The sequence below is a fragment of the Gordoniibacillus kamchatkensis genome (genome assembly GCF_000829455.1).
Classification (GTDB): Bacteria; Bacillota; Bacilli; order Paenibacillales; family NBRC-103111; genus Gordoniibacillus; species Gordoniibacillus kamchatkensis.
On the sequence record NZ_JXAK01000061.1, the window covers coordinates 1 to 11,847 of the forward strand.

General features: G+C 52.8%; 11 protein-coding genes and 2 pseudogenes. 12 read left to right on the forward strand and 1 reads right to left on the reverse strand.

What is annotated here, in order from left to right:
* The 11 genes and pseudogenes from SD70_RS26305 to SD70_RS26350 all read left to right on the forward strand — a co-directional run.
* A partial coding sequence (locus SD70_RS26305; RefSeq protein WP_052487903.1) for a glycoside hydrolase family 172 protein occupies positions 1-1,096 on the forward strand: 1,096 nt, incomplete at its 5' end.
* Positions 1,097-1,645: 549 nt separating this feature from the next.
* Positions 1,646-2,674 carry a LacI family DNA-binding transcriptional regulator gene (locus tag SD70_RS26310; RefSeq protein ID WP_041051165.1) on the forward strand — a complete coding sequence of 343 codons (1,029 nt, stop codon included), beginning with the start codon at positions 1,646-1,648 and terminating at the stop codon, positions 2,672-2,674.
* Positions 2,675-2,727: 53 nt separating this feature from the next.
* On the forward strand, positions 2,728-4,077 hold the full coding sequence (locus SD70_RS34005; RefSeq protein WP_052487904.1) for an ABC transporter substrate-binding protein: 1,350 nt from the start codon (positions 2,728-2,730) through the stop codon (positions 4,075-4,077).
* Between the two features lie 57 nt (positions 4,078-4,134).
* Entirely contained in the window at positions 4,135-5,031 is an 897-nt protein-coding gene (locus tag SD70_RS26320; protein WP_041051167.1) for a carbohydrate ABC transporter permease, read from the forward strand.
* Positions 5,032-5,043: 12 nt separating this feature from the next.
* Complete coding sequence (locus SD70_RS26325; RefSeq protein ID WP_041051168.1) at positions 5,044-5,865, forward strand: carbohydrate ABC transporter permease; 822 nt, start codon at positions 5,044-5,046, stop codon at positions 5,863-5,865.
* A gap of 23 nt (positions 5,866-5,888) precedes the next feature.
* Positions 5,889-7,124, forward strand: a complete 1,236-nt coding sequence (locus SD70_RS26330; protein ID WP_052487905.1) for a family 1 glycosylhydrolase — start codon at positions 5,889-5,891, stop codon at positions 7,122-7,124.
* Positions 7,125-7,647: 523 nt separating this feature from the next.
* Complete coding sequence (locus SD70_RS26335; protein WP_041051170.1) at positions 7,648-8,112, forward strand: hypothetical protein; 465 nt, start codon at positions 7,648-7,650, stop codon at positions 8,110-8,112.
* Positions 8,113-8,366: 254 nt separating this feature from the next.
* On the forward strand, positions 8,367-8,852 hold the full coding sequence (locus tag SD70_RS26340; RefSeq protein ID WP_041051171.1) for a hypothetical protein: 486 nt from the start codon (positions 8,367-8,369) through the stop codon (positions 8,850-8,852).
* Entirely contained in the window at positions 8,849-9,112 is a 264-nt protein-coding gene (locus SD70_RS26345; RefSeq protein ID WP_041051199.1) for a hypothetical protein, read from the forward strand. Before SD70_RS26340 ends, SD70_RS26345 begins: the two co-directional genes overlap by 4 nt.
* Positions 9,113-9,308: 196 nt before the next feature.
* A pseudogene (locus SD70_RS36420) lies at positions 9,309-9,565 on the forward strand (transposase); the annotation flags it as partial.
* Between the two features lie 321 nt (positions 9,566-9,886).
* A complete protein-coding gene (locus SD70_RS26350) occupies positions 9,887-10,432 on the forward strand; it encodes a dihydrofolate reductase family protein (RefSeq protein WP_041051172.1) in 546 nt (181 codons plus the stop codon).
* 482 nt (positions 10,433-10,914) lie between these two features.
* On the opposite strand, the gene SD70_RS26355 is transcribed toward SD70_RS26350, so the two are convergent.
* Positions 10,915-11,157, reverse strand: coding sequence for a hypothetical protein (locus SD70_RS26355; protein ID WP_052487906.1), 243 nt, complete (start codon positions 11,155-11,157; stop codon positions 10,915-10,917).
* A gap of 212 nt (positions 11,158-11,369) precedes the next feature.
* Between SD70_RS26355 and SD70_RS35370 the strand changes: the two are divergent.
* A pseudogene (locus SD70_RS35370) lies at positions 11,370-11,809 on the forward strand (RbsD/FucU family protein).
* Positions 11,810-11,847 lie beyond the last annotated feature (38 nt).

Below are 11,847 nucleotides of genomic sequence, written 5' to 3' on the forward strand. Positions count from 1 at the left end.
TGGCATTACGCTGCCGCAAGGGCAGACAGTGACGTTGATGGACGTCAAAGCGACCGGGGTGCTGCAGCATTTCTGGATAACGGTGACGGACCGCACCGAGGCAAGGAAGCGAGCAATTTGGGAGTGGCCCGCAAAGGCCGACCCTGGCATTACGCTGCCGCAAGGGCAGACAGTGACGTTGATGGACGTCAAAGCGACCGGGGTGCTGCAGCATTTCTGGATAACGGTGACGGACCGCACCGACAAAGGGTATTTCGTGCTGCGCGATCTCGTGCTGCGGATGTATTGGGACGACGAGTCCGAGCCTTCGGTCGAAGTGCCGCTCGGCGACTTTTTCTGCAACGGGTTCGGCGCGCGCTGCAACGTGGGTTCGCTGCCGATCGTCGTCAATCCGACAGGAGGGATGAACTGCTACTTCCCGATGCCGTTCCGCCGTGCGGCGAAAGTCACGATCGAAAACCAGCACGCCGCCGACATCCCCGGCTTCTTCTATCAGTTCAACTACACGCTCGTCGACGAGCTGCCTGCGGAAGCGGCGTATTTCCATGCTCAGTGGCGCAGGGAAAACATCACGACGGAAGCTAAGGACTATACGATTCTTGACGGGGTGAAAGGGAAAGGCCACTACGTCGGTACGTACATGGCATGGGCAGCACTGGAGCGGTATTGGTGGGGCGAAGGCGAAATCAAGTTTTTTATGGACGGAGACGAGGAATGGCCGACCATTTGCGGCACCGGGACCGAGGACTACTTCGGCGGAGCGTGGTGCTTTTATGAGAAGCGCGACGGCAAAGTCGTGGAGACGCCGTACAGTACCCCCTTTCTCGGCTATCCGTATTATTCGAAGACGGATACGACCCGAGCCGATCATTTCGGTGAGGACAGCGTACCGATGCACGGCCTCTACCGCTGGCATTTGATGGACCCGATCCGGTTCGAGAACGAGCTGCGGGTCACAATTCAGCAGATCGGCCACAACAGCCGTGCCTTGTTCGAGCGAACCGACGACGTGTCTTCCGTGGCGTATTGGTATCAGGCCGAGCCGCATGTGGCGTTCCCCGCGCTGCTTCCGCCGGAACGACGGTGGCCGCGGTAATAGCAGTTTTATCCTCGTTGGGGGAGGGAATGATCGCGAACGTAATAGGGCGGTCATCGGTGGTTCGCAATATGCAGTAAAAGGAGAGGCTATTGCCAAAGTAGGGATTTCTGACTTGGCGATAGCCTCTTTCTTGTGCACCGTTCCTGCAGTTGCTTTTGAGGCAATACGGAGGCAGCTTCGCGGTGAGATGCCTCCATGGTTGCTCGCAAAGCAATTGCAGCCGCAATTTTGTAGGGAGGCAGCATAGGATGCACCTGCAGTTGCTTTTGAGGCAATTACAGCAAGCAACTCGCGGCAAAGTGCCTCTACAGTTGCCCACAAAGCAATTACAGCAGCATTTTGGCAGGAGGGAAGCTTCGGTAAGGAACTCTTCATCGTGCCAATCTTGCAATTTTGCGACAGCACCTTTTCCCAAGGCAGCATGAAAAAGTATTGACAACAATATGAAAGCGGTTTATTCTGGAAACAGAAAATTTAAAACGATTTAAAAAATAGCTCGGCGCGAAAATCAACCACCAAACGCCACAACAACTTCGAGGTATGAAAATGAGCCACGGTAATGTCACAATCAAAGACGTAGCCAAAATCGCCGGCGTCTCTCCGGCAACGGTATCGCTCGCATTATCCGGGGATGCCAGGGTCAACGAGAAAACCCGCAGACTGGTCGAGGAGGCGGCGCAGCGACTCAACTATATTCCGAACGAGATCGGGCGCAGTCTAAGAGCGAAAAGCACCGAAACGATCGCGTTCATTATTCCGAATACGTCGCATCACGTTTTTTCCCATCCGTACTTTTCGCAGCTGCTGGAAGGCATCACCGAGGTGCTGGACGACAACAACTACAATCTCATGCTCTCCACCACCCCTTCGGAAAAAGAAGAGTCCGCAGCCTACGACAAAATTTTGCGCAATCGCCGCGTGGACGGCATCATTTTGTCTTCCGCGTCCATTAAGGACAAAAATATTTTGCGCATGGTCGAATCCGGCTTCCCGGTCGTCTACTTGGGCAAATGGCATCACGACGAGGTGCTGACGGTGGAACGGGACGATTACGGCGGCGCCTACCAGGCGACCGAGCACCTGATCCGGCTCGGGCGCAAACGAATCGTTCACATTTCCGGACCGCTCGATCATCAGGAAGGCATCGACCGTCTGGAAGGCTACAAGCAAGCGCTGCTGGACCACAAAATATTGTACGAAGCGCCGCTCGTCATCGAGAAAGACTTCTCCCGGCAAGCAGGGTATGATGCAATTGCCGAGCTAGCACACAGGCAAACCGCGTTCGATGCCGTGTTCGCCGGCAACGACTTGATGGCCATCGGCGCCTTAAAGCGTCTGAAGGATATGCAGGTGCGCGTGCCGCAAGACGTCTCCGTTGTCGGCTTCGACGACATCGACATGGCTACTGTCGTGAGCCCAATGCTGACGACGATTCACCAGCCGATGCGGCAAATCGGCCGAATGGCGGCGGAGAAGCTGCTTGCCCATCTGAACAACCAGGAAGTGACAGAGAAACAGAGCGTCGTGTCGACGCATTTGGTTGTCCGCGAATCGTGCGGCGCCGGCAGCGGTTAAAATTTTTTTAACATAAATTTAAATCGATTTAAAAATGGGAGGCGCAAACGAACATGAAAACAAGCGCAAAACGTTGGGCAACGACTACGGTAACGTTGCTAGCCGCATCCGCGTTAGCATCGGCGTGCGGCGGCGGCAAGCCGGCGGCGCCGGCGCAAACAGCCGGCCAGGACTCCGCGAAACAGTCTGCGGCCCAGGAACAGAGCGGGGGCAAGCAGGATAGCTCCGGCAAAGCGGTAACGCTCACTTTTTGGAACGGCTTCACCGGACCCGACCGGCCCGGCTACGAAAATCTCGTCAAGCAATTCAACGACACCCATCCGAACATGAAAGTGACGATTGACATTTCGCCGTGGGATTCGCTGCTCGCCAAGCTGCCGACGTCGCTGGCGACCGGCCAAGGCCCGGACCTGGCGGCCTTCGATTCGTCCCTGATTACGAAGTACGCCAAATCGAACCTGATCCTTCCTCTGGACGATCTTTACAGCAACGGAGTCGACCAGAACGTATTGCCCAAATCGCTCGTGTCCGCGATGAAATACAACAACAAGTTTTATGCCGTGCCTGCCAACAATGCGACGCTGCTGCTTTACTACAACAAAGACCTGTTCAAGGCGGCGGGCCTTGACCCGAACAAACCGCCGAGCACGTGGGACGAGTGGATGGACGCGATCCGGAAAACGACGAAAACGAACGGCAGCGACAAGCAGTACGGCATCGCCCTCGCCGATCATGCGACGATTCCGATGTGGCCGATTCTCGTCTGGGGGAACGGCGGCAATTTCGTCTCGGACGACAACAAATCGAGCAGGATGACCGATCCCAAAACGCAGGAAGCGATCAAAACATGGTCCGACCTCGTCATCGCCGGCGGCGTTTCGCCGACGAACCTGACCGGCGCCGAGGCGGATAAGCTGTTCCAATCCGGCAAAGCGGCGATGGAGATGAACGGTCCGTGGGCGACCGGAGGCTACACGCAAGCGGGGCTCAACTACGACGTGGCGCCGATTCCGGCCGGCCCCGCAGGAAAAGTGACGCTGGCCAGCACAGTCGCGCTCGTCGCCGGCAAAAATACGAAAAACAAAGACGCCGTCTACGAATTTATGAAGTTCTGGGTGAGCAAAGACGCGCAGGCGCAGCTGTCCGGCCAAACCGGCTTCCCGCCGGTTCGCACCGACCTCGGCGACGATCCGAAGCTGAAGCAAAATCCGTTCGTGCCGAAGTTCGCCGACGTCGCGAACGATGCGAAGTATTATTTGCCCGGACTTGAGCAGTACGACAAAATCGACAGCGATGTCATCGTACCCGCGATTCAGGCGATCACGAACAAAAAAGCTTCCGTCGATGCTGCCCTCAAGGATGCCGACAAGAAATTGAACGATATTTTGCAAGGGAAAAATTAAGCTCGGACCTACAACCGATGGGGCCGGGTCCGGCGATCCGGCCTTGAGGAGGCTATCATGAACATCGCTCGCAAACGAACGTCGGTGATGAACAGGCAGAAACGGGCGGCGTTTTGGTTTCTGCTGCCGTCCATGTCGATTTTGGCGCTCTTCGTCTTTTGGCCGATTGCCGATTTGTTCTGGCTAAGCTTCCACCGTTGGAGCCTGCTCGATGCGAATCACGCTTACGCCGGACTTGCCAACTACGTCAAACTGGTCCATGACGAACGTTTCTGGAACGCAGTCGTCAGAACGGTTTATTTTACGGCCGGTTCCGTGCCTGTCGGCATCGTGCTGTCGCTCGCGTTGGCGCTTCTCGCGAACGAGCCGCTGAAGGGCATGAGCGCATTCAAAGCGATTTATTTTTTGCCGGTCATTTCGTCTTTCGCGATCATCTCCATCATTTGGAGCTTTTTGCTCGATCCCGACATCGGCCTGCTGTCGTATTGGCTTAAAGCCGCCGGATTTCCCGCAAGCGCCTGGCTGCGCAGCACAACTTGGGCGATGCCGGCCGTCATAGCGGTGGCGATCTGGAAAAATGTCGGGTTCAACATGGTCATCCTCCTCGCCGGCCTGCAGTCCATTTCCGCGTCGCTGTACGAAGCGGCGAAAATCGACGGAGCGGGCGCGCTGCAGCGGTTCTGGTCCGTCACCTTGCCGGCTTTGCGCCAGACGCTGCTGTTCGTCGTCATTATTTCGGTCATCGCTTCGTTCCAGGTTTTCGATCAAGTGTATGTCATGACTCGCGGAGGACCGCTGAACAGCACGGAAACCGTCGTCTACTACATTTATCACCACGGGTTCGAGCTGCTGGACATGGGCTATGCGTCCGCCATCGCCTGGGTGCTGTTCGTTGTCGTGTTTTTAATTACTTTGCTGCAGCTCAGGCTGTTCCGCTTCAATGAAACGGATTAGGAGGGCGCTGACATGAGATTATCCGTATGGCGCGCCGCCCAGTATGCGCTGCTTCTTGCCGCGGCGGCGGCGATCGCCTTTCCTTTCATATGGATGGTGCTGACGTCGCTCAAGCCGGAAGGCGAAATCGTTCGCTTTCCCCCGGCGCTGTTTCCGTCGGACTGGACGCTTGATGCTTACGTGCAAGTATGGAAGCGCATCCCTTTTTTGCTGTTCTTTAAAAATAGCGTCGTGTTTGCGTGCGGCGTCACGCTTATTTCGCTGGCGTTTGACTCGATGGCCGCTTATGCTTTCGCCAGGCTAGCCTTTCCGGGAAAGCATGCGCTGTTCGTGCTCGTCTTGATCGCGCTCATGATTCCGGTGCAGGTAACGATGATTCCGCTTTTCATCATGTTGAACGACTGGGGCTGGATCGATACGTATGCGGCGCTGATCGTGCCGAGGGCGACGAATGCGTTCGGGATATTTATGCTGCGGCAATTTTTCGTCGGGCTGCCGAAAGAGCTGGATGAGGCCGCAAGAATCGACGGCTGCTCGGAGTTCCGGCTGTATTGGCAAATCGTCCTGCCGCTGGCGAAGCCGGCGGTAGCAAGCTTGGCGGTATTTCACCTGATGTACAATTGGAACGACCTGCTGTGGCCGCTCATCATCACGAATTCGCAGGAAATGAGAACTCTCCCCGCAGGGCTGGCCTTGTTCATGGGACAGCATGTTGTGGAGTACGGCATCCTGACCGCTGGCGCTGCCATCGCGACCGCGCCGCTCGTTGCGGCATTCTTGTCGGCCCAAAAATATTTCGTGCAGGGCGTCGCGTTTACAGGCTTGAAGGAGTAGGAAGGCGAGAGGAGAAACCATGCATGCAGCAAAACAAACAAAACGGCTTGATCTGGGCCGTCGGCATCGAGGACACGTTCATCGGCCAAACCGCACGCGGCGAAAGGCCGCTCGACGAATTCGAGCTGACGCAGCATTACCGCTTCTGGCGGGAAGATCTGGACCGCGTCCGGGCATCCGGCGCTTCCATGATCCGCTACGGCATCCCGTGGTACAGGGTGGAGCCGGCTGACGGCGTATACGACTGGAATTGGACGGATCAAGTGATGGCGTATTTCGCCGAGCACAGGGAGCTTGTGCCGATCGTCGACCTGATGCATTACGGCACGCCGCTGTGGCTGAAGAACGAGTTTATGAACGCCCGCTATCCCGAGCTGGTCGCCAGGTATGCCGCTGCATTTGCGGAACGGTACCGCCACGTCGCCCGATTTTACACGCCGCTGAACGAACCGTGGGTGAATGCGGAGTGGTGCGGCTGGAGCGGGAAGTGGCCGCCTTATTTGAAAGGGCAACTGGGTTTTGCGTTAGTCCTGAACCAGCTGTGCAAAGGAATCGTGCTGACGGTGCGGGCATTGAAACAGCTGCAGCCGGAAGCCGTCATGGTGCACGTAGAGGCGTCCAAAAAGTATGTGCCGGCGGACCCTTCGTTCGCGGACCAAGCCCGGTTCTGGAACGAGCTGCGCTACGCCATGTGGGAGCTCGTGCAAGGGCGAGTCGGGCACGGGCACACGCTGTACGAATGGATGCTCGACCGCCATATCGGCGAGCCGGACTTGCGCTGGTACGCGGCGAATCGGATCGAGCTCGATTGGGTGGGCATTAATTACTACCCGCAGTTTTCCGTCAACGTCATCGACCGGCAAGTCGTGGAGGAAGATAAAATCCCGGAGCCGGTACCGGGCACGGTCGAAGATATGAAAGATATCGCGAGAGACATTTATCGGCGTTACGGCAAGCCGGTGTTCATTACCGAGACAAGCTACAACGGCTCGGTCGACGAGCGCGTCGCCTGGCTGGAGGAGGTCGCAAGGGCTAGCCGCGAGCTGCTTGAGGAAGGCGTCGATCTGTACGGCGTAACGTGGTTTCCCTTTTTCGATATGGCAGATTGGCCGTACCGTACGAACGGGCTGCCGCTGCGCGACAACATGGCCACGTTCGGCTTGTACACGCTGGAGGAGCAGCCGGACGGCACGCTCCGCCGCGTGAAAAATGCCGCAGCACACCGGTTCGAGGCCGAAGCGAAGAAGACGAAGGCATAGAGCAATAACGTGACTTTCTCAGACTCTAGCGCTCCTCAATAACTGGAAAGTACCGTTGAATGAGCGGACTGCAACGATACTGAGAGGTTACAGCGCCAAAATCGGGAAGATGGACAGGGGAAGTTTTTTTCTAGTATCGTAATTTCCGAAGCGTTCAACTAGGCAAAGCGCCGCGGCTGCTCTGTTTTGTGCGGCCGGGCGCTTTTTGCATGAGGCGATTGCTGGCGGAACGCATACGTTCAGTTTGAGAACGTCAAAGCTTCGGCATTATTGTGCCGAGGCATTTTTTGTGTGTAGTCAGCGAACTAATTGGCATTGGCACAATTAGCTGACTGACCGTTTTCATGAGATGGTTAAAAACATTGTTGACAGGACACCAAAAGGTGTCCTATAATCAATTCGTACAAGCCGGAATTTCAAATGACCAAGCCTTCAACGGCGCAAAATATGGTTGGGCAAAAAATTTTTTGATGAAATGCGGATTGCTGTTGTTTGGGAATAAAGAATATTAGGAGGGAAGGAAATGTCCTATACCGTTGATTTTAAAAATGTATCTACGGTCGGTTTAGAGTCTTCACCTGTAGCAGATGCGCTTGCTGGTTTACGCGCTAATGAAGCCCGTTACTTCATGAACAAATACCAGCATGAATTTACTGTTGTACCAGCCAGCGAAAGCCAAGAGACCATTGATTATGTGAACCGAATTTTGAAAGAAGAACGTGATATTGAGTTTGCGGCAAAACCGCTGGAAACGTCGCGTTTTCAAGTGGAAAATATCGATTGGGCCTTCGTCTTTTATGAAGATGGACTAGCGGTCAACGTCTTGTATACGGTCGACGACCCTAAGAAGCGGGCCGTTGGTTTTAAGCTTTCGGAGGGGATGGAGGTACCAAAGGAGTTAGAAGAGAAGTTTAAATTTGCCAGACAGAAGTCTAAACTGGCTGGAACAATTCGAGGCTCGTTTTTTGTAATTAAAGGAGAATATTAAAGTAAGCAAAAGCGTAAGCACAGCGGTGGAGCCGATCCATCGCTATTTTGTTTGCAACGCCGCGCTGCATGAAAGCGAGATTAAGTAAGGGCCTCACGCAAGAGGATGGCCCAAAAACTTGCCGTTACAGTCAGCGCGGAGAACCCTGCCATAAATAATGGGCTCGACTTCAAGCAACGGGTATGAAATGGCGTATTTTTGGCACATAGTATAAAAAACACAAAGTTAATGCCCGAATGGATTGATGTGCAATTGTGCTGATCGCCATCCTGATCTTCGTCATCCTGATTTGCGCGCTGTTGCTGTTTTCGCTGCGATATGCCCGGACCGTCCTGCATCCCGCCGAAATCGTCGTCAACTGGCTGATGTTTGGAGCCGTATCCGAGCATTGGTATTATGTCATCGCACTGCTTTGGCACCTGATTTATTTTGATAAAAATCTGATTATCATGTCCATTATTATTTTAACTGAGGTCATCTTGATCCCCAGTTTATTCGTATGGGCTCTGTTCAGCTGGTTTAATCGCAGCTTAAGCGCGTATCAAAAAACGATGATGATTGCCTGGTGGTTCATTTTGGCGTCGGGAGCGAAGTATGCCCTTCATGCGCTTGGGCTGACGACTTATGTCCGGTGGCACCAGGGAATGATGTTGGCAGACGAATTTTCGAGGTTGATCGCAACGCTGGCCTTCGCTCATTTGTATCGTAATCTGCTGCGCAGAGAAGGAAATTTACGATGAATTTTCCGCACCGGTTTGACGCTAACGAATGGTTCATCATCATTGCAAGTGTTTTCATATATACCCTGATCTTCTTTTTGCCCAAACGCTTCCCAATCTCGCTAAGCATATTCTTTTGGCTGTTCAACCTGTATATCGCCAACTTTGCGGATTTTATGATCGCAACCAAGCCGCTTGATTTATACGATATCAACGACGGGCCGGAATACGAATTCTTCGACCTGCTGATTTATGTGCTGCTGTATGCTCCGAGGGGTTGACTCTTTGTTCCCCCGCCGTGCGTTGAATATTTTGATGCAATGACCGGAATTCCTTGAAAAATAAGGAGTTCCGGTCTATTGCTTTATTTGTATATCAAGTTGCCTCAGCAAATCCTTCCAACACGAACGTTTGATATACTAAATACAAACGAATGTTCGGGAGGTTGACATGGCTCAACAAGAAGTGATGACACTTGACCACCAACCAATCAAGTTCAATGTAAAGGATAATCCTGATCACTTGAAGTGGCTGCATACGATGATTTCCAACGCCAAAACCTTTATTGGCGCACATTTCACGGATTAGATTCCAAGCATCTGCAATCCTATTTGAATGAATTCTGCTTTCGAACCAATCGTCGGCAGTTTGGAGGTCAGATGTTTAACCGTTTGCTAACTGCTTATATCTCTACCGATACCATCACCTACGGCGATCTGACCGCAAAGGTTTAGTAGCGGTGCTAACTTGATATTCAAAAAGAAAAAAATGTTTAAGTATCGTATCCAAACTTTTTTCGGGAATAGCAATCCTTGAGAAATCTGTTCACATGTCTCATGCTAAAATATAGTTCGTGAACAACGAAAAATGCAACTGCGGAAGGAGTAACCAAGTCGCGAAAATAAAGAAAAATAATTTGGGACTTATCTTCGTGGGACTGATGCTGGGCTTGTTTATTGCGTCCGTTGACAATACCTGGTACATGTCAGCACTACACGCGCTAACGTTCAATCAGACAGACGGATAGTATTGAAAAAAACTAAAGGAGAATGAAAATGAGAAAAGTAGTTGTATCTGAGTTTGTATCGCTGGATGGCGTCATGGAGAAGCCACAGTGGACGGTCCAATTCCGTAGTAAGGAAACAAAGCAATTCAAGTTCGATGAACTGAAAGCAAGCGACGCTCTTCTGCTTGGACGCGAAACGTATGTTGAATTTGCAGCGGCCTGGCCTAATATGATCGAGCAAGAAGGGGAATATGGCCGGATGATGAACGGTTACCCCAAGTACGTGGTTTCAACAACCCTGGAAAAAGTGGAATGGAACAATTCATCGCTGATCAAGGGCAATATCACGGAGGAAATATCCAAGCTGAAGCGGCAGCCTGGCAAGGATATCTTGGTATTTGGCAGCTGCGCGCTCGTTCAAACGCTGATGCAGCTTGACCTCATCGACGAATATCGGCTCATGGTTTTCCCAGTTGTGGTTGGAAACGGAAAACGTCTCTTTGGCGAAGGGATCGATAAGAAAGTGCTGAAACTGGCGGAAACAAAGACATTCGGTTCAGGTGTCGTTGTTCTGACTTATCTTCCGGAAAGATAAGATTGATCAGGAAATCAATTACGAGCTTGCGGGAAAACCGTCTTTCGGCAACATGGCGTGATGCTGACGGACTGAAGACTAATTTCCAGTTACTGACTTGAACTGCGTAGGTCATGATAAGAAAAACCGTCAGGGAAGTTTGCCCTGGCGGTCCTTTTGAGTTTGGAGGAAATCCGAAACACTGTATTCGTACCCATGCACTCCTTTATCATACTCCGGGTACATCTCTCCTCCACACTGTTCACATGCGAATTTAGACGGGACACTTGGTCTCCACCATCCATACGGTCAAAATCATGCATATATCTCCACCGATACCATCACCTACGGCGATCTGACCACAAAGGTTTAGCAGCGTAGCTAACTTGATATTCAAATTACTTTATTGTTACTGCCAATGCATAATGTCCATCAGTTGACGGCGTAAGTTGTCCTGAAGGTGACAGACAAGCTGCTCGCTCGTTACGAAGAGAAAGGGAGAATCACGATAATTCTCCCTGGATGACTCGCTTGATCATATGATCGTCGATGATGCGATGTTTGTTCTGCGAACCGTAGATTAAAGCGTGTGTACAAACTTTGTTGATCAGTCTTGCGGCATCGCTCGAGAAGCGGAAAATGTCATAGACCGCTCCTTCGGCGAAAATGTCATGATCCGCGCCAGCGAACGCCACAGCGAATCCGCGATGGATGTTAAGCACCCGAGCAAATAAATGAATACGCAAGCCGGTTACTCCGGAGAATCGGAATGTCCGAGCCCCGAGCGAACTCTGCCGAACAGCGGCATCTAGGCAAAATTACTGTTGACACACGCGAGCGATCAGTTCTACAATAAATGTGTAAACGATTACGTAATCGATTACACACGAACGTACGATACCATCTTCTAGGTACTTCCCACACCACTTTACTCCCCCACCAGAAAAGAGGCGCCGATATGCTGAAGGGAATCCCGAGCGTGCTCTCCCCGGAGCTGCTGAAAATTATGATGGAGATGGGGCATGGCGACGAGCTTGTGCTCGGCGATGGCAATTTTCCTGCGGCAAGCTGCGCCAGACGGCTCGTGCGGGCTGACGGCCACGGCGTGCCGGCGCTTTTGGATGCTCTGCTTCGCTTTTTTCCGCTCGATCCGCTTGTGCAAGCGCCCGTCACCGTGATGCGGGTTGACCCCGACGACCCGGCTGTTCCAATTATTTGGGACGAATACCGGGACATCGTGCGCCGGCGCGAAGGCGAGCGGCACCAGATGCAAGAGCTGGAGCGGGCGCCTTTTACGACAAATGCAAAAACGCTTACGCCGTCGTCGCTACCGGCGAAGGCGCGCTGTACGCCAACGTCATTGTCAGGAAAGGCATCGTCGGTTCTTCCGGCGAATAGCTTTTACCTATACTTACTACTACACTTGACAGGAGTGA